Annotated in this window: 11 protein-coding genes and 3 pseudogenes; 6 read left to right on the top strand and 8 right to left on the bottom strand. The window is 63.4% G+C overall.

The window, feature by feature from the left end:
- The 5 genes and pseudogenes from AB8Z38_RS19075 to AB8Z38_RS19095 all read right to left on the bottom strand — a co-directional run bounded on the left by AB8Z38_RS19075 (position 1) and on the right by AB8Z38_RS19095 (position 6860).
- Complete coding sequence (locus AB8Z38_RS19075; RefSeq protein ID WP_369719423.1) at positions 1–1179, bottom strand: ABC transporter permease; 1179 nt, start codon at positions 1177–1179, stop codon at positions 1–3.
- Positions 1179–2288, bottom strand: coding sequence for a microcin C ABC transporter permease YejB (locus AB8Z38_RS19080; RefSeq protein ID WP_369719424.1), 1110 nt, complete (start codon positions 2286–2288; stop codon positions 1179–1181). Before AB8Z38_RS19080 ends, AB8Z38_RS19075 begins: the two co-directional genes overlap by 1 nt.
- A gap of 2 nt (positions 2289–2290) precedes the next feature.
- Positions 2291–4178 (bottom strand): annotated as a pseudogene (locus tag AB8Z38_RS19085) (extracellular solute-binding protein).
- A gap of 14 nt (positions 4179–4192) precedes the next feature.
- Positions 4193–6093: pseudogene (locus AB8Z38_RS19090) on the bottom strand (extracellular solute-binding protein).
- A 212-nt stretch (positions 6094–6305) separates the two neighbouring features.
- Positions 6306–6860 (bottom strand): cytochrome c family protein, encoded by a 555-nt coding sequence (locus tag AB8Z38_RS19095; RefSeq protein ID WP_369719426.1) that lies wholly within the window; start codon positions 6858–6860, stop codon positions 6306–6308.
- A 233-nt stretch (positions 6861–7093) separates the two neighbouring features.
- Between AB8Z38_RS19095 and AB8Z38_RS19100 the strand changes: the two genes are divergently transcribed.
- On the top strand, positions 7094–7858 hold the full coding sequence (locus AB8Z38_RS19100) for a 3-deoxy-manno-octulosonate cytidylyltransferase (protein ID WP_369719427.1): 765 nt from the start codon (positions 7094–7096) through the stop codon (positions 7856–7858).
- Positions 7855–8716, top strand: a pseudogene (locus AB8Z38_RS19105) (prephenate dehydratase). The gene AB8Z38_RS19100 and the pseudogene AB8Z38_RS19105 overlap by 4 nt, the downstream one beginning before the upstream one ends.
- A gap of 30 nt (positions 8717–8746) precedes the next feature.
- Here the strand turns inward: AB8Z38_RS19105 and AB8Z38_RS19110 are convergent.
- A complete protein-coding gene (locus tag AB8Z38_RS19110; protein ID WP_369719429.1) occupies positions 8747–9763 on the bottom strand; it encodes an LLM class flavin-dependent oxidoreductase in 1017 nt (338 codons plus the stop codon).
- 377 nt (positions 9764–10140) lie between these two features.
- Here AB8Z38_RS19110 and metF point away from each other — a divergent pair, with 377 nt between their 5' ends.
- The 3 genes from metF (at position 10141) to AB8Z38_RS19125 (ending at position 16523) form a co-directional block, all read left to right on the top strand.
- Complete coding sequence (gene metF / locus AB8Z38_RS19115; RefSeq protein WP_369719431.1) at positions 10141–11067, top strand: methylenetetrahydrofolate reductase [NAD(P)H]; 927 nt, start codon at positions 10141–10143, stop codon at positions 11065–11067.
- Between the two features lie 6 nt (positions 11068–11073).
- Positions 11074–14934, top strand: a complete 3861-nt coding sequence (gene metH, locus AB8Z38_RS19120; RefSeq protein ID WP_369719432.1) for a methionine synthase — start codon at positions 11074–11076, stop codon at positions 14932–14934.
- 581 nt (positions 14935–15515) lie between these two features.
- On the top strand, positions 15516–16523 hold the full coding sequence (locus tag AB8Z38_RS19125) for a DUF3592 domain-containing protein (RefSeq protein ID WP_369719433.1): 1008 nt from the start codon (positions 15516–15518) through the stop codon (positions 16521–16523).
- A 125-nt stretch (positions 16524–16648) separates the two neighbouring features.
- Here AB8Z38_RS19125 and AB8Z38_RS19130 read toward each other — a convergent pair whose 3' ends face one another.
- A complete protein-coding gene (locus tag AB8Z38_RS19130; protein ID WP_369719434.1) occupies positions 16649–17278 on the bottom strand; it encodes a glutathione S-transferase family protein in 630 nt (209 codons plus the stop codon).
- A gap of 155 nt (positions 17279–17433) precedes the next feature.
- On the opposite strand from AB8Z38_RS19130, the gene AB8Z38_RS19135 reads away from it, so the two are divergent.
- Positions 17434–18381: a threonine/serine dehydratase gene (locus AB8Z38_RS19135; RefSeq protein WP_369719435.1), complete on the top strand. Its 948-nt coding sequence runs from the start codon at positions 17434–17436 to the stop codon at positions 18379–18381.
- A 224-nt stretch (positions 18382–18605) separates the two neighbouring features.
- On the opposite strand, the gene AB8Z38_RS19140 is transcribed toward AB8Z38_RS19135, so the two are convergent.
- Positions 18606–19199 carry a GNAT family N-acetyltransferase gene (locus tag AB8Z38_RS19140; RefSeq protein WP_369719437.1) on the bottom strand — a complete coding sequence of 198 codons (594 nt, stop codon included), beginning with the start codon at positions 19197–19199 and terminating at the stop codon, positions 18606–18608.
- Between the last annotated feature and the right edge of the window lie 92 nt (positions 19200–19291).

Below are 19291 nucleotides of genomic sequence, written 5' to 3' on the forward strand. Positions count from 1 at the left end.
TTACCTGAAGGTCTTGCGCGGATCGAAGGCGTCGCGCACGGCTTCGCCGATGAAGATCAAAAGCGACAGCATGATCGCCACCGAGAAGAAGCCGGAGAAACCGAGCCAAGGCGCCTGCACGTTGGACTTGCCCTGCGACAGCAGCTCGCCGAGCGACGGCGAGCCGGGCGGCAATCCGAAGCCCAGGAAATCGAGGGCCGTGAGCGTCATGACCGACGAGGAGACGATGAAGGGCAGGAACGTCATCGTCGCGACCATCGCATTCGGCAGCAGATGCTTGAACATGATGACGGCGTTCGACACCCCGAGCGCCCGCGCCGCCTGGATGTACTCGAAATTGCGCCCGCGCAAAAATTCCGCGCGCACGAGTCCGACCAGCGACACCCAGGAAAACAACAACAGAATGCCGAGCAGCACGAAGAAGCCGGGAACGAGCACCGAGGACAGGATCAGCAGCAGATAGAGCGACGGGATCGCGGTCCATATCTCGATGAAACGCTGGAACAACAGGTCGATCCAGCCGCCGAAATAGCCCTGCACCGCGCCGGCCGCGATCCCGACGACGGAGGAGATAATGGTCAGGCAAAGTCCGAACAGCACCGAGATGCGGAAACCGTAGATCAGGCGCGCTACCACATCGCGGCCCTGATCGTCGGTCCCGAGCCAGTTATATTCGAGGTCGCGGCAGCTCTTGAGGCCTTTCTTCTCGACGACCGGCTTGCACTGCTCCTCTGTCAGCATCCATGTCGGCGGCGACGGTGCCGGCGTCGGCAGGTCGAGGTTGTGGGTGTCGTACGAATAGCGGATCAAGGGCCAGACGATGCTGCCGCCCTTGTCCTTGATCAGCTTCTGCAAGTAAGGATCGCGGTAATCGGCTGCGGTTTCGAAATCGCCGCCGAAGGTCGTCTCCGAATAGGTGACAAAAGCGGGCCAGTAGAGATGGCCGTCATATTTGATCAGGAACGGCCGGTCATTGGCGATCAGCTCGGCGAACAGCGACACCACGAACAGGACCAGGAAGATCCACAACGACCAATAGCCGCGCCGGTTCGCCTTGAAGTTCTGCCAGCGCCGCCTGTTCAGCGGCGATGGCACGAACGGCTTGCGCGTGAGCGGGACCGCATCTCCGAGCGGCGACTTCGCGGTGGTTTCGATCGGCGTGGGGGCGGTCAGCGTCATCAGACCTCCCGCGCCTCGAAATCGATCCGCGGATCGATCCACATATAGGTCAGGTCGGAGATGAGGTTGACCACGAGGCCGACGAGCGAAAAGATGAAGAGCGTGCCGAACACCACGGGGTAGTCGCGGTTGAGCACGCTCTCGAAGCTGAGGAGCCCCAGGCCATCCAGCGAGAAGATCGTCTCGATCAGAAGCGAGCCCGAGAAGAAGGCGTGAATGAAGGTGCTGGGAAAGCCCGCGATGACGATCAGCATCGCGTTGCGAAAGACGTGGCCATAGAGCACCCGGTTCTCGCTGCAGCCCTTCGCGCGCGCCGTCATCACGTACTGCTTGCGGATTTCGTCCAGGAACGAGTTCTTGGTCAGGAACGTCATGGTGGTGAACGCACCGAGTCCCATGGCGATCAGCGGCAGCGTCAAATGCCAGAAATAGTCGATGATCTTCCAGTACCAGGGAAATTGCGACCAGCCGTCCGACGTCAGACCGCGCAGCGGAAACCAGTTGAAGAACGAGCCTCCGGCAAACAGGATGATCAGGAGGATCGCGAACAGGAAGCCGGGAATGGCATAACCGAGCACGAGCACGCTCGACGTCCAGGTGTCGAACCGCGTGCCGTCCCTGACCGCCTTGCGGATGCCGAGTGGAATCGAGATCAGGTAGGTCAGCAGCGTCAGCCAGATGCCGAGCGAGATCGAGACCGGCAACTTTTCCTTGACGAGCTGGAGCACGCTGACGTCGCGGAAATAACTCTTGCCGAAGTCGAAGCGGGCAAAATTCCACACCATCAGCGCGAATCGCTCCGGTGCCGGCTTGTCGAAACCGAACTGCACCTCCAGCTTCTTGATGAAATCGGGGTCGAGCCCCTGCGCACCGCGATACTTCGAATTGATGGCATCGCCGCCGGCGCCTAACTGCCCCGGCGCGCGTTGCGCGAAGTCGCTGCCGCCAGAAATGCGCGAGGTGCCGCCGGTATCGGCGCCCGAGAGCTGCGCGATGACGCGCTCGACCGGGCCGCCTGGCGCGAACTGCACGACGACGAAGGAGACGAAGAGAATCCCGAGCAAGGTCGGGATCATCAGCAGGATGCGGCGGGCGATATAGGCGCTCATGATTATTTCGCCTGCTCGAGCTTCGCCGCCTTGTCGCGGTCGGACCACCACAAGGTCCGTTCGCCGACGCCGCTGGCATAGTCGGAGATCGGATAACGCGGCAGATTCGCGGGATGACCGAATTCGTCCCAATAAGCCAGCCGGTGGCTGGTATTATACCATTGCGGCACCCAGTAACGGCCCGCGCGGAAGACGCGGTCGATCGCGCGGCACGCGATTGTCAGCTCGTTGCGTGTTTCCGCTGCCATCGCCTTTTTCCACCAGCGCGTCGAGCGCGGGGCTGACGACGCCGGCATAATTGTAAGACCCCTTGGTGGCAGCAGCTTGCGAGGTGAAGTAGGTCCGCAAGCTGTCGCCGGGCGTCGCGGTCATCGTGAGGCGCTGGATTGCAAAGTCGAAATCGAATGACTCGAGCCGCGCACGATATTGCACGGCGTCGATCAGACGCAGATTGGCCTCGATGCCGAGCACGCCGAGATTCTTGAGGAAGGAGGCGTGGTGCGGCTGGAACGAGGCCTCGTCAGTCAGGAACTCGACCGCGAACACTTCGCCGTTCGGCAACAACCGTTTGCCATCCTTAACCGGAAACTGCGCCTCCTGAAGCAATTGCTGCGCTCTGCGCAACAGCGCACGATCCTGACCGGAGCCGTCCGACACCGGCGGCACGAACGGCTCACCGAACACGTCGTCGGGCACCTGGCCGTGGAAGGGCTCGAGCAGCTTCAACTCCGCGGGCGAGGGCGGGCCTTCCGCAACGAGGTCCGAATTCTGGAACGGCGATCGTGTGCGCGCATAGGCGCCGTACATGATGGACTTGTTGGTCCATTCGAAGTCGAACGCGCAGTTCAGGGCTTCGCGTACCTTCGGGTTCTTGAACTTGTCGCGCCGCGTGTTGATGAACCAGCCCTGGCCGCCCGACGGCGTCTGGTCCGGCACCTGCTCGCGCTTGACGCGGCCGTCCTTGATCGCCGGAAAATCGTAGCGCGTGGCCCAGATGCGCGCGGTGAACTCCTCGCGATACAAATAGTTCTTCCCGGTAAAGCCTTCGAAAGCGACGTCGCGGTCACGATAGAACTCGTAGCGGATCGCGTCGAAATTGTTGCTGCCCCGGCAGACCGGCAGGTCTGCACCCCACCAGTCCTTGACGCGCTCGAACTCGATGTAGCGATTGATCTCGAACTTGCCGACCTTGTAGGGACCAGAGCCCAGCGGCGTCTCGGTCGTGGTTTCGTCGAACGGCCGGTTGGCGTAATGGGCTTTCGAGAAGATCGGCAGACCCGCCACATAGAGCGGCACGTCACGTGCCCGCTTCTCGGCGAAGGTCACGACCACGTTGGCGTCGTCCAGCGCTTGCGCGCCCTTGACGTCGCGCATCTGAATCTGGATCAGCGGATGGCCCCTGTCCTTCAGCACGTTGATCGAGAACGCGACGTCATGAGCGGTCAGCTTGGAGCCATCGTGAAACCGTGCCTCGGGCCGGATGGTGAATCGATAAGCCAGCTTGTCAGGCGAGAGCTGCACCGACTTCGCGGCGAAGCCATACATCGCATCGGGCTCGTCACCCGCATGCGCCATCAGCGTGACGAAGGTCAGATCCATACCCTGGGCGCCCTCGCCCTTCAGAATGAAGGCATTGAGCGAGTTGAAGGTCTGGAAGGACTGGTTGTAGGCCTTCGTTGACGGAATCAGCGAGAACATCCCGCCCTTCGGAGCGTCCAGATTGACGTAGTCGAAATGGTGAAAGTCTGCGGGATATTTGAGGTCGCCAAACGCCGAGATGCCGTGAACTTCGGCGGGGCTCTCGGACGCCGCCGCGTTGCGCAGCCAAGCCGTGCTGAGCGCGCCGCCGACACCTAGTGCCAGGACGTGCCGGCGTGAAAGCTGCGCCATGCGAGCAATGTCCTTCACGATTTTTTTGCGATCCGCGCCGCCTTATCTGCGTCATACCACCAGATGGTTGGGAATCCCGATTGCCCGTACTTTGGCAACTCCGTCGGTCGGCCAAAGCGATCCCAGCGCGCTGTTCGCTGCTTCGGATAGTTCCACTGCGGCACGACGTAATGATTCCACAGCAGCACCCGATCAAGCGCCTTTGTGGCGGCCACAAGCTCGACGCGGTCCTTCGCGAAAATCACGCGATCAATGAGCTTGTCGATTGCGGGATTCTTTATGCCAACGATGTTGCGCGAGCCGGCCATATCTGCAGCTTTTGATCCCCAGGACTCACGTTGCTCGTTTCCGGGCGACAGCGATTCCCCCACGAACCAACGACAATATCGAAATCCCATTCGCGAAGCCGATTCTCGTACTGGGTCGGATCGATTGTGCGCACACTGACCGCAATACCCAGCCTCTCCAGGGAAGGCTTATAGAATAGCATGACCCTTTCAAAGGCGGGGTCCTGAGCCAGCAATTCGAGAGAGAATTGGGTACCCGTCTTGCTATCGATCAGCTTTCGATCACGTACCTCGTAGCCCGCGGCTTTCAACAAGCGCAGTGCCTCGCGTAAATTGTCACGCACAGCTTCGGGGCTACCCCCGACCGGATTGGTGTACGCGGTCGTGAACACTTCAGGCGGAACTTCTGCGCGCAGAGGCTCAAGAATTTCGAGCTCTTTTCCTTCGGGTAAGCCGGTTGCCATCAGCTCCTCGATACCATCGAAATAGCTACTGATGCGCTTATACTGTCCGAAGAATATCTGCTTGTTCATCTCTTCGAAATCGAACGCATAGTTCAAGGCCCGGCGCACCCGTGGATCGCCGAACTTGGCGCGGCGCAGGTTCGGTGCAAAGGCCTGCATGATTCCGGAACTGCGATTGGGAAATTCTTCCAACAGCACGCGCTTTTCGACAACGGCCGGAAACTCATAAGCGGTCGCCCAATTCTTCGCACTGTTTTCGGTGCGCCAGTCCACCTGATCGGCCTTGAACGCTTCGATCGCGACGGTGGCGTCCCTAAAATACTCGAAGCGCAGTTCGTCGAAGTTATTGCGCCCTACGTTGACGTTGAGATCACGCCCCCAATAGTCCTTCATCCGCTCCAGGACGATGTTGCGACCGGCGACAAACTCCTTGATTCGATATGCGCCTGACCCCAGCGGAACCTCCAGCGTCGTCGCAGTAACATCGCGCCTCTTGCCCTGCGCATCGCTCCCCTCCCACCAATGCTTGGGCAAAACAACGAGTTCACCGACGATCTGCGGGAGCTCGCGATTTCCTGGCGCATCGAATGTAAATTTGATGTCACGATCGCCGATCTTCTCGGTGCTCACGACGTGCCGATAGTAGGCTGAATAGAATGGATGATTCTTCTTCAGCACCTCCAGTGAGTAAATCACGTCCTCGGGCGTAACGGGTTTTCCGTCGTGCCATTTGGCCTGCGCCCGCAATCGATAGATCACGAACGAGGAATCGTCGGGACGGATGACAGCTTCGGCCAGCAATCCGTATCCAGTCGAAACCTCATCCAAGGAGGGGGTCGCAAGCGTTTCATAAATGAGCGGGACCGGCGCTGCGAGGTTGCCCTTCACGCCCGAAACAACGTAGTTGAAATTATCGAAGGTTCCGATCTGGATTTGCCGAACCGCCCCGCCCTTTGGCGCGTCGGGATTGACGTAGTCGAAGCGCTTGAAATCGGCGGGGTACTTGATGTCACCAAACAGCGACAAAGCATGCCGCCAGGGTAGCTCACCCGCCGATTGCGCCTCGGCCGCGCCGATGACGGGAACGCCGGCGGCGGAACCGAGGGCGGGAAGCGCCGCGGCGGCAGTGCCGGTGAGCAGTAGATCGCGTCGGGTAATGGCCAAATCAACATCCCTGTCTGGAAGGAGGTTACCCCTTTAAGTGCCCAATATAGGCGAGGTTTCGACCGAGTACGTTGCTTTTTCCTCATTCTTGGAGGGCCGGCGGGGCGGGTCGCTGCGGCAAAACGCCCGATAACAACGCCGCGAGGTCCGGATAAGGAAACGGCCAGACTTTTCAGCCTGGCCGCACTTCCAAGATCGATGGCCGAGGAGCCTTACTTCGCCGCGGTCGGCAGCGGCTTCGGGTTGTCGGAGAGGCTGTTCAGGTAGGCGATGACGTCGGCCCGCTCCGAGTCCTTCGGGATGCCGGCGAAGCCCATCGCGGTGCCGGGAATAAAGCCCTTCGGATTGGCAATGAACTTATTGAGGTCGTCGATGGTCCAGGTGCCGCCCTTGGCCTTCATCGCGGCCGAGAAGTTGAAGCCGTTGCGGTCTTCGCCGCGGTGGTCGTCGACGATGCCGTAGAGGTTCGGACCGACGCGGTTCGGGCCGCCCTTTTCGAAGGTGTGGCAGGCCTGGCACTTCTTGGCGGCAGCCGCGCCCTTCTCGACGGAGGCGGTCTGGAGCAGCTTTTCAATCGGCTCGGAGGGAGCTGCCGCGGCCGGAGCGCCGCCCTTTTCGCCCGCCTCTTCCTTCACGGCAATCTCGAAGCCCGGCTTTTCCGGCATTTTTGGCGAGAACAGCGCCTGCGCGGTGAAGCTCGTCACCAGCAAAACCAGACAGGTGCCGAGCACGGCACCGAGGATCTTGTTCAGTTCGAAAGAGTCCATTTCCGGCTAGGCCCCACACCGCAAGAAGGAAATAGCAGCCATGCGGCCGCCAGGACGAGCCTCGGGAGAATCAAACGTTCCTTATTGTTTCCCCGAGTTTTGCCATTGAGATATCGGTTTGCCCGGGGTCTGGCAACCCGTATAAGCGACCCGGCTTTGAGCCCGTCCCCACCCCATTTCTCGGCGCGGAAATCGCCACGCTTCCAGTCCATTGAAACCAGACCCTTGAGCTCATGACCGATCCCCGCATCCTGGTGCTGATCCCGGCTCGCATGGCCGCCACCCGCCTGCCCGGCAAGCCGCTCGCCGATATCGCGGGCCTGCCGATGATCGTGCACGTGCTGCGCCGCGCCGAAGCGGCCGGTATCGGCCGGGTCGCAGTCGCAACCGATACGGCGGAAATCGCCGCGGTGGTGAGCGCCCACGGCGGCGAAGCCGTGATGACCCGCCCCGAGCACCCCTCAGGCTCGGACCGCATCCATGAGGCCATGCAGAAGCTCGATTCCGACGGCAAGGCGGAGATCGTGGTCAATCTCCAGGGCGATTTCCCGACGATCACCATCGACAACATCCGCGACGTGCTGCCGCCGCTCCAAGACCCCGCCGTGGACATCGCCACGCTGGCCTCGCAGATCCACACCCAGGAGGAGGACCTCGCGCCGAGCGTCGTGAAAGCGATTGGAACCTCGCTCGGAGGCAGGCGCATGCGTGCACTTTATTTCACCCGCGCGACCGCCCCGACCGGCGACGGACCGCGCTACCACCATATCGGTCTGTACGCCTACCGCCGCGCCGCGCTGGAGCGCTACGTTTCGCTGCCGCCGTCACCGCTGGAGCTGCAGGAGAAGCTCGAGCAGCTCCGGGCGCTGGAGGCCGGAATGCGGATCGACTTCACCATCGTCGATACCGTGCCCCGCGGGGTCGACACGCCGGCGGATCTCGAGACCGCCCGCGGCATCCTTTCAAATCCTGAGCCGCTGCTACAAGGCCGAGCATGAGCAAGATGAAAATCGCATTCCAGGGCGAACCCGGGGCCAATTCCCACATCGCCATCGTCGAGGCCTATCCCGACGCCGAGCCGTTGCCCTGCGCCACCTTCGAGGACGCGCTGTCGGCGATCTCGTCAGGCGAGGCCGATCTCGGCATGATCCCGATCGAGAATTCGGTTGCGGGCCGCGTCGCCGACATTCATCACCTGCTCCCTGCTTCCGGCCTCTTCATCATCGGCGAATGGTTCTTGCCGGTCCGGCATCAGCTGATGGCGGTGAGAGGCACGAAGCTTGCCGACATCAAGAGCGTCGAGAAGTCATGTGCATGCGCTCGGCCAGTGCCGGCGCGTGATCCGCAAGCTCGGCATCAAGCCGATCGTGCACGCCGACACCGCCGGCAGCGCCCGCGACATCTCCGAGCGCAACGACAAGTCGGTCGCCGCGATCGCCTCGCGGCTGGCCGCCCAGATCTACGGCCTCGACATTCTGGCCGAGGACATCGAGGACGAGGCCCACAACACCACGCGCTTCGTGGTGCTGGCGCGCGAGCCGAAATGGGCGGCGCAGGGCTCCGGCCCGCTGGTCACCACTTTTGTATTCCGGGTGCGCAACCTGCCGGCCGCGCTCTACAAGGCGCTCGGTGGTTTTGCCACCAACGGCGTCAACATGACCAAGCTCGAGAGCTACATGGTCGACGGCAATTTCTTCGCCACGCAGTTTTATGCCGATGTCGACGGCCATCCCGAGGACAAGAGCCTGGCGTTCGCGATCGAGGAGTTGAAATTCTTTTCGCGCGAATTCCGCATCGTCGGCGTCTATCCGGGACATCCGTTCCGCGCGACCTTCAGCGAGACGCAGCAGGATTGACCGCGACTTCCCCTGGAGCGGAACGTTAAGCTAAGCGGCCTGCCTCGCCAGCCCGAACGCCTGCGCCAGCAGCGAATACGACTTTTTCCGCGCATCGTGGTCGTACACCGCTGTGATCACCATCAATTCGTCCGGCTTGCTCGCGTCGATCAGCGGCTGAAGCGTCTTCTGCACCGTCGCGGGGCTGCCGACGAACAGGCGCGAGCGATTGCGGGCAATCGAGCTGCGCTCGGAATCCGTATAAGGATAGGCCAGCGCCTCCTCGACGCTCGGCAGCGGCAGATATTGGCCGCGATCTCGGCGCAGGCGGTTGAGGTCGGAGGAGCTCGCGAGCTTCTCGGCTTCCTCATCGGTATCCGCCGTGATCGCCGCGACGGCGAGGATCGCGTGCGGGCTCGCGCGCCATGCCGAGGGCTGAAAGCGGTTGCGGTAGTGCACCATGGCGTCGGTCGCGTCGTGGGATGCAAAATGATGGGCGAAGGCGAAGCCCATCCCGACTTGTGCCGCCAGTTCCGACGAATAATCGCTGGAGCCGAGCAGCCAGATCGGCGGCAACGGCGTGTCGTCGGGCATCGCGATGACGTTGTTGTAGGGGTGGCCTGCGGGGAATTCGCGGGTCTGCCACAGGATCAATTCGTGCAACCGCTCCAGGAAATCGTCGCCCTCGCGGCGGTCGAGCCGGCTACGGAGCGCATACGCGGTGGCGCCGTCGGTCCCGGGCGCGCGGCCGAGGCCGAGATCGATGCGGCCGGGAAACAGCGCCTCCAGCATCTTGAAGCGCTCGGCCACGACCAGCGGGGCGTGGTTGGGCAGCATCACACCGCCGGAGCCGACGCGGAGGTGCTTCGTCACCGCCGCGATCTGGCCGATCATCACATCGGGTGCGGGGCTCGCCACCGAGGCCAGGTTGTGGTGCTCGGCGAGCCAGTAGCGGACGTAACCGAGCCCATCGACATGCCGCGCCAGGTCAATGCTGTTGCGCAGCGCCGCGGCGGGCTTGGTGCCTGTGCTGACGACGGAGAGGTCGAGGACTGAGAGCGGGATCATGACGCGCTAACGTAATGGAGGGCCGCGCGGCGACAATGGGCTGACTGCGCAGGTCTGGCGTGTGTGCGGCACTCCAGCCAGTCCGGGCGAGGCGGGGTGTTGGGATGGATATCAGCCAAATCACAACGGATTCATACTTCCCACCTAGTATAATTAATCTCGGCAGCCGCCTAATTTCATATAAAACGTTGATATAGATATACTTTCTATATATCAAGCACTTGCCCACTCAAGCCGGGTTCGGCGCAATATTTGGCCTCCGCATCAGGCAAGTGGGCCACTTCCCATCACCGATGGGCTGTCGAAAAAAACCTCCCTTGCCCTATCTTCGCCCTCACAAGCTACCTAACCGCCTGCAAGCTGGAGTGAGTGGTGCCATGACCGAGTTTACGACGCCTGCCCAAGCCGACGGGCAAGACGGGCACCTTTCCTCGAAGCGGCCGGCGATCTCTTTCGAGTTCTTTCCGCCCAAGACCGAGGAGATGGAGCGGAATCTCTGGGACACCATCAACCGCCTCGCCCCGCTCGACCCGAAATTCGTCTCGGTGACCTATGGCGCCGGCGGCTCGACGCGTGAGCGGACCCACGCCACCATCTCGCGCATCCTGAAAGAGACCGCGCTGCTGCCCGCCGCGCATCTGACCTGCGTCGGTGCCTCCTGCGGCGAGATCGACGAGATCGTCGACCGCTATCACGAGGTCGGCGTCCGCCACATCGTCGGCTTGCGCGGCGATCCGCCCGGCGGCATCGGCACGGCCTATGCCAGCCATCCCGACGGCTACCAGAGCTCCGCCGCGCTGGTCGCCGGGATCAAGAAGCGCCACGGCGACATCGAGGTGTCGGTCTCGGCCTACCCCGAGAAGCACCCCGAGGCTCGCGACTTCGACGCCGATATCGACACGCTGAAGGCCAAAGTCGACGCGGGCGCAACCCGCGCGATCACGCAGGTGTTTTTCGATAACGACCTCTACTTCCGCTATCTCGACCGGGTCCGCGCCCGCGGCATCAACATCCCGATCGTCCCGGGCATCATGCCGATGCACAATTTCAAGCAGGCGAGAGCCTTCGTCACCCGCGCCGGCACATCCGTGCCGGACTGGCTCGCGGAGAAGTTCGAAGGCCTCGACGACGATGCCGAGACCCGCAAGCTGGTGGCGGCAACCGTTGCCGCCGGCCAGGTGCAGAAGCTCGCCAAGCGCGGCGTCGACACCTTCCATTTCTACACCATGAACCGCGCCGATCTCGTGTTCGCGATCAGCCATTTGCTCGGCATTCGCGCCAAGAGCGCGCAGAAGGCGGCCTGACCCAAGATGACCATTCCCGTTTCGTCCAAGCGAACTGCCCTGCTCGACGCGGCGCGCGAGCGCATCCTCGTGCTCGACGGCGCCATGGGCACGATGATCCAGAACCTGCAGTTCGACGAAGCCGCCTTCCGCGGCGAGCGCTTCAAGGATTTCCATCGCGACCTGCGCGGCAACAACGATCTCCTGATCCTGACCCAGCCGCAGGCGATCGAGGATATCCATGCGGCGTATCTGCGCGCCGGTGCCGACATCGTCGCGACCAACACCTTCTCCACCACATCGATCGCGCAGGCCGATTACGATCTCGCCGACATCGTCTACGACATGGCGCGCGACGGCGCCCGCCTCGCGCGCAATGCGGCCGAGCGCGTGCAGCGCGAGGACGGCAAGCCGCGCTTTGTCGCCGGCGCGCTCGGGCCGACCAACCGCACCGCCTCGATCTCGCCCGATGTTGCCAACCCCGGCTACCGCGCCGTCAGCTTCGACGATCTCCGCAAGTCCTATGGCGAGCAGATCAACGGCCTGATCGACGGCGGCGTCGACCTGCTGCTGGTCGAAACCATCTTCGACACGCTGAACGCCAAGGCGGCGCTTTATGCGATCGCCGAGATCACCGAACAGCGCGGCATCGACATGCCGGTGATGGTGTCCGGCACCATCACCGACAAGTCCGGCCGCCTGCTGTCCGGCCAGTTGCCGGAAGCGTTCTGGCATTCGGTGCGGCATGCCAAGCCCGTCACCATCGGCTTCAACTGCGCGCTCGGCGCGGAAGACCTGCGCGCGCACATCGCCGACATCGGCCGGGTCGCCGACACCCTGGTCTGTGCCTATCCCAATGCCGGCCTGCCCAACGAATTCGGCCAGTATGATGAAACCCCGGAGTACATGGCGCGCCTGGTCGGCGAGTTCGCACGTGATGGTCTGGTCAACATCGTCGGCGGCTGCTGCGGCACCACGCCGGAGCATATCGCGGCGATTGCGGCGGCCGTGGCCCCGCACAAGCCGCGCATCGTGCCGGAGATCGAGCCACGCTTGAGACTCTCCGGCCTCGAGCCCTTCACTCTGACCGACGCCATCCCCTTCGTGAACGTCGGCGAGCGCACCAACGTCACCGGCTCGGCCCGCTTCCGCAAGCTGATCACCGCCGGCGACTACACCGCCGCGCTTCAGGTGGCGCGCGACCAGGTCGAGAACGGCGCGCAGATCATCGACGTCAACATGGACGAGGGTCTTCTGGACTCGGACGCCGCGATGCGGACGTTCCTCAACCTCGTCGCCGCCGAGCCCGACATCGCCCGCGTTCCCGTCATGGTCGATTCCTCGAAATTCTCGGTGATCGAGGCCGGCCTGAAATGCGTCCAGGGCAAGCCGGTCGTGAACTCGATCTCGATGAAGGAAGGCGAGGAGAAGTTCATTCACGAGGCGAAGATCGCGCGGCGCCATGGCGCCGCTGTGGTGGTGATGGCGTTCGACGAAGTCGGCCAAGCGGACACCTTCAAGCGCAAGACCGAGATCTGCAAGCGCGCCTACGACATCCTGGTGGACCGCGTCGGCTTCCCGCCGGAAGACATCATCTTCGATCCGAACATCTTCGCGATCGCGACCGGCATCGAGGAGCACAACAATTACGGCGTCGACTTCATCGAGGCGACGCGCTGGATCCGCAAAAACTTGCCGGGCGCGCATATCTCCGGTGGCGTCTCCAACCTGTCGTTCTCGTTCCGCGGCAACGAGCCGGTGCGCGAAGCCATGCACTCGGTGTTCCTGTATCACGCCATCAAGGCCGGCATGGACATGGGCATCGTCAATGCCGGCCAGATGATCGTCTATGACGACATCGACCCTGAACTGCGCCAAACTTGCGAGGACGTCGTCCTCAACCGCGATGCCGGCGCCTCCGAGCGCCTGCTGGCGCTCGCGGAAAAATTCCGCGGCAACAAAACCCAGACCAAGGAAGCCGATCTCGCCTGGCGCGAATGGCCGGTGGCCAAGCGGCTGTCCCATGCGCTGGTGCACGGCATCACCGAATTCATCGAGCAGGATACGGAAGAAGCCCGCAAGGAATCGTCGCGGCCGCTCGACGTGATCGAGGGGCCGCTGATGGCCGGCATGAACGTGGTCGGCGATCTCTTCGGCGACGGCAAGATGTTCTTGCCGCAGGTGGTCAAATCCGCCCGCGTGATGAAGCAGGCGGTGGCCTGGCTGATGCCGTTCATGGAGGAGGAGAAGGCGCGCAACCTCGCCAATGGCATCGGCACCGAGGGCAGCAGCTCCGCCGGCAAGATCGTGCTGGCGACGGTGAAGGGGGACGTCCACGACATCGGCAAGAACATCGTCGGCATCGTGCTCCAGTGCAACAATTTCGAGGTGATCGATCTGGGCGTGATGGTGCCAGCGGCGAAGATCGTCGAGACCGTGAAGGCGGAGAAGGCTGACATCGTCGGCCTGTCCGGCCTGATCACGCCTTCGCTCGACGAGATGGCGTTCTTCGCCAGCGAATTGCAACGCGAAGGCCTCAAGCTGCCGCTGCTGATCGGCGGCGCCACCACGAGTCGCGTGCATACCGCCGTCAAGATCGACCCGAGCTATCGCGCCGGGCCCGTGGTGCATGTCAACGATGCCAGCCGCGCGGTCGGCGTTGCGTCCTCGCTGCTGAGCCCAGAGAAGCGCGAGGCTTACGCGGCCGGCGTTCGCGCCGAATACGCAAAGATCTCCGAGGCGCATTTCCGCGCACAGGCCGACAAGAAGCGGCTGAAGCTGAGTGCCGCCCGCGCCAACCGCGTGCCGGTCGATTTCACCGCGAACAAGCCGGTGAAGCCGACCTTCCTCGGCATCAAGAGCTTTGACGACTACGATCTCGCCGAGCTCGTGTCCTATATCGACTGGACGCCGTTCTTCCAGACCTGGGAGCTCGCCGGCCGCTTCCCCGCCATTCTCGACGATGCCAAGGTGGGCGAAGTCGCGCGTTCGCTGTACGACGATGCGCGCAAGATGCTCGACCTGATCGTCAAGGAGAAATGGTTCCGGGCACGCGCCACCGTCGGTTTCTGGCCGGCGAATGCGCAAGGCGACGACATCGTGCTCTATGCCGATGAGAGCCGCGCCAAGACGATCGCGACACTGCACACGCTGCGCCAGCAGCTCGAGAAGCGCGAGGGCCGCTTCAACGCTGCGCTGTCCGACTTCGTCGCGCCTGAAGGCACCGGCGTGCCCGATTATGTCGGCGGCTTCGTCGTCACTGCCGGCATCGGCGAGGATGTGGTCGCCGACCGCTTCAAGATGGCCAACGACGACTATTCCTCGATCCTGTGCAAGGCGCTGGCCGACCGCCTTGCGGAAGCTTTTGCCGAGCGCATGCATGCCCGCGTGCGCCGCGAGTTCTGGGCTTATGCGCCGGACGAGGCGCTGTCGACCGACGAGCTGATCCTCGAAAAGTACCAAGGCATCCGCCCGGCGCCCGGCTATCCCGCCCAGCCCGATCACACCGAGAAGGCGACGCTGTTCGAGCTGCTCGACGCGGAAGCCACCGCCGGCGTGAAGCTGACCGAGAGCTTTGCGATGTGGCCGGGCTCCAGCGTGTCCGGGCTCTATCTTGCGAATCCCGCGAGCTATTATTTCGGCGTCGGCAAGATCGAGCGCGACCAGGTCGAGGATTACGCCGCACGCAAGGGCATGAGCGTGGCGGAGACCGAGCGCTGGCTGGCCCCGATCCTGAACTACATCCCGGCGCGAGAAACCCCGAACGACAAGGCTTTCGCGGCGATGCCCGCGAACGACGAAACGTCGAAGGACCTCGCCTCGCATCCGCCGGGCTGCACCTGCGCGGTGCATCTGGTCTGGCAGAAGAAGCGCGTGGGGGCCGGGTAGGCCCGCTGTCGTCCCGGCGAAAGCCGGGACCCATACCGCGAGATCTATCTTGAGTGCTTGATCGCAGTACCGGACGACAAATCTCCGCCAAACTCCTCCCTGGGGTTATGGGTCCCGGCCTTCGCCGGGACGACAAAAAGTGAAAGATGAAGAACAACCCCATGCACAGTAGCGATGGGGTTGAAAAGCCTGACGATTTTTCGGCCTTGCCGAAAACCGCTTGCTCCGTCGGGGCAAAACACCTGTATTGATTGATCGTCGCAGACTTGGCTGTTGGCAGACTTGGCCTGTTGGCAGATTTGGGCCGTTGGCAGACTTGGCCAGTTGAACGGCAGAGGCGCTCCACCCGATCCCGTCATTGCGAGCGCAGCGAAGCAATCCAGAATCTTGCCGCGGGGGCAGACTGGATTGCTTCGCTGCGCTCGCAATGACGGAGTGTGGGCGGCGGCGTCGTTCCCCAACTCACTTCCACGGCTGCGCATTCTCGCGGCGCGTTGCCCCCGCGTCCCATAGGGCCGTGAACGCAACGCGCGCTCGCTGCGACCAATTGCGGTCGCCATCGAGAGAGCCAAGGAAATCAGATGCTGGATGCCCATCAATTGATGTGGACGGAGATTGCCGCCGCGATCTCGATGCTGCTGTTCGGATTGACGCTGCTCGGTCTGGTCCGGACGCGGGGCCGGATGCAGGCGGCGCGGAGCTGGGACAAGGTCGAGGGCATCATCGTGGCCTCCGAGGTCAAACAGCCGGCGTCGCACGTCTCGGACGATCTGGACGATGCCACGCCCATCATCCGCTACCGCTATCGCGCCGGCGGCCAGGAGCAGGAAAGCGACAAGGTCGTGGTCGGCGGCATCGCCATGACCACGCGCGTGCTCGCCGCAAAGCTCGCCGGACGCTATCCGGTCGGCGCCCATGTCGACGTCTATGTCGATCCGAAGCAACCGGCCGAGGCGCTGCTGGAGCCGGCCACGGCGCAGAACGTCGCGGCGCTGGTGGCGTTCACGATCGTGTTCGGCTTCATCGCCGCCACCCTGACCGCGCATTCGCTGGCCGGTCACGTGCTCTACGCCAACAACGGCGTCCCGCTAGTCGCGTTCGCGCTGCCGATCATCGTGCTGCTGGGCGGTGTGTTCTGCGTCGGCGAGTATGTCAGGACGCGCCGGCTTGCGAGCGCCAGCCTGCGCTGGCCGACCGCGGCCGGAAGGGTGACCCATTGCGAGGTGATCGAGGAGATCATCGAGGACAAGAGCGACGACGACAACAAATCATCGAGCCGCAAGCTGCATTACCGTTATCAGGTCGACCTCCGTTACGCCTACAAGATCGACAAGCGCGACTTCATCGGCACCGAGGTCAATTGGAACGGCACCGCGATCTACGGCCTGCGCGAGGTCGCGGAAAAGGCGGCGGCGCAGTGGAGCCTCGGTCAGAACGTCACCGTCTCTTACGATCCGGAACGGCCGGGACACGCAGTGCTTGAGCCTGCCAGCCGGAAAGGCGCGCTGACACCGCTGATCGGAGCGGCGACCTGCGCAATCATAGGCGGCATTTTCCTGACGTTCCTGATCAAGGCCGGGCTCGGTTAGCGCGGCTTGGTGTCATTCCGGGGCGTGCGGAGCACGAACCCGGAATCCGTTGTGCAACATGTGTCGTAGAACAATGGATTCCGGGTTCGCGCCAAGTGGCGCGCCCCGGAATGACGACGCCCTCCTCACCCCTTCGGCGGCGCCAGCGGCTGCACGATCTCCTGGAACGGAGCCAAGGCCTCGCAACGCGCCGCATGCGCGCTCAGCGCCGGATAGTGCGAAGCCTCGAACAGCTGCGGATGTGCCTCGCGGGTGAAGCGGACGACGCAGGCGACCGCGACGTCGGCGTGGCCGATGCGGTCTCCCAGCCAGTACGGCATCGTCACCTTGGCGCGCTCGGTTTCGAGCACGGTCAAGACGTCCGCGATCTGCGCCTGGCAGCGCTCGACCCACAGCGCAAGCTGCTCCTTCCGCAGCACGCGCTCGTAGAGCAGGCTGACCGCCTTGTCGCCGAGGCCGGAGGCGAGCGCACAGATGCGCAGATGGCGCCGGCGCTCGGCGCCAGTCCGCGGCAGCATGGCTTTGTCCGCGCCAACGCGCTCGTCGAGATAATCGAGGATGATCGTGCTCTCGATCAGCGCCTCGCCGTCGTCGAGCACCAGGGTCGGCACACGGCGCAACGGATTATACGGCGCGATCTTATCGGCATCGCCGAAGGTCGACCATGGCCTGTGTTCGAAAGCGAGCCCGTAAAGCCGAAGCGCGATCGCGACACGGCGGACGAAGGGGGAATCGTATTGGCCGATCAGGAACATGGTTCTCGCTCTTCTCAAGCGTTGGACACGGCAGGGCCGATCAGTTTCCACGACTTCATCGGCGCGATGCAAGCATGATCTTGGAAATGGAGCATTGCGCCGGACGCAACGGCAGCAGGACAGCGTCTCCCGAATGCGCTATCAAGGACGGCATCATGACAGCGACATCAGACATCAATCGGGAGCGGATCGCGGCGACCGAGGCCGTGATCCGCCCGCACATCAGGCGCACGCCGCTCATTCAGGCTGATCTTGCCGACTTGGGGCTGCCGGCGGCGCCCGTCATTTTCAAGCTGGAGATGCTGCAGCATTCCGGATCGTTCAAGGCACGGGGCGCCTTCGCCAACCTGCTGCTGCGGCAGGTGCCGAAGACCGGGGTTGTCGCGGCATCCGGCGGCAATCACGGCGCGGCGGTGGCTTATGCCGCGCAACGACTCGGCATCCCCGCCAGCATTTTCGTCCCCGAGATCACGTCACCGGCCAAAGCCGAGCGCATCAAGAGCTACGGCGCGCAGCTCGTGATCGCGGGAGCCCGCTATGCCGATGCGCTCGCGGCGAGCGAGGCGCATGTCGCACGCACCGGCGCGCTTGCGGTCCATGCCTATGACCAGCCCGAGACCCTGCTCGGCCAAGGCAGCGTCGGCATGGAACTGGAGCAGGATGCGCCCGACGTGGATACGGTGCTGGTTGCCGTCGGCGGCGGCGGCCTGATCGGCGGCATTGCGGCGTGGTACCAGGGCCGGACCCGCATCGTGGCGGTCGAGCCGGAGCAATCGCCAACGCTGCATGCGGCCTTCGCGGCAGGCGCGCCGGTGGATGCGCCGGCCGGCGGTCTCGCCGCCGACAGTCTCGCGCCGCGCCGGGTCGGCGAATTGATGTTTCCGATCGCGCGGGCCCATGTCGAGAAGGTCGTGCTGGTCGCCGACGATGCGATCCGGCAGGCCCAGGCGGCCTTGTGGTCGAGCTTGCGCGTCGTGGCCGAGCCCGGCGGCGCGGCAGCGTTCGCGGCGCTGCTCTCCGGCCGCTATCGTCCCTCACCCGGCGAACGGATCGCGGTGCTGGTCTGCGGCGCCAACACGACAGCGGTGAATTTCGACGGCTAGCGAGGGGACGACGACGCTCACATTTCGTCATTGCGAGCGCAGCGAAGCAATCCAGAATCTTTCCGCGGAGGGACTCTGGATTGCTTCGTCGCAAGAGCTCCTCGCAATGACGCTGGAGGCAGCCGTGTAGCCCGGATGGAGCGCAAGCGTAATCCGCGAGTCAGTCAGCGGGTGAGAGAGTCCCGGATTGCGCTGCGCTCCATTCGGGCTACGACATGCGCTCGCTATTCGAGGATTGGTACATGCTTCGCCGCATCGCGCGGCGCTGTGCCGTCGAGGCGCGGATCGTCCGCCACCTCGATCTGGCGGCGGAACGGGACGAAGCCGGAGCGCTGATAGAACGCTAGTGCGGATGGATGGTCCAAGGTGCACGTGTGCACCCAGACGCGGCGCACGTCGCGTGACGATGCAAGCTCCAGCGCGCGGTTCATCAGGAAACGGGCGGCACCGGTCCCGATCAGGCGCGAGGTGACACCGAAATAGACCAGCTCGCACTGGCTGGGCTCGCGAAAATCCATCTCAAGCAGACCTTCGTCGCTTCCATTCACGGTCAACGCGTAGACCTCGATGCCTGGGGCCTGGATGACCGCGGCGAGCTCGGCGTCGTTCATGCGAGCCCGCGAAAGCCACAGCCACTCCTCGCCGACGCGGCGGTGCAGGTCGCGGTACCAATCAAGCGCGGGCGCGTCGGCCTTGCGCAGGGACCATGCGCCGGGAGGGTCGTCACGCCGTGAGGGGCGCGTGGTCATCTCGAGATGGGTGACGACCGCAGCGATCTTGCCGGCGGGAACGTCGGAATAGCCGTCCGGGACGATCATGAGGCGCACTCGTTCACTTTGTGCCAAAGCGGCGGCCATACAATCAGTGTCGTCCCGGCGAAGGCCGGGACCCATAACCACGAGTATAAATT

It is taken from the genome of Bradyrhizobium sp. LLZ17, assembly GCF_041200145.1.
Taxonomy (GTDB): Bacteria; Pseudomonadota; Alphaproteobacteria; order Rhizobiales; family Xanthobacteraceae; genus Bradyrhizobium.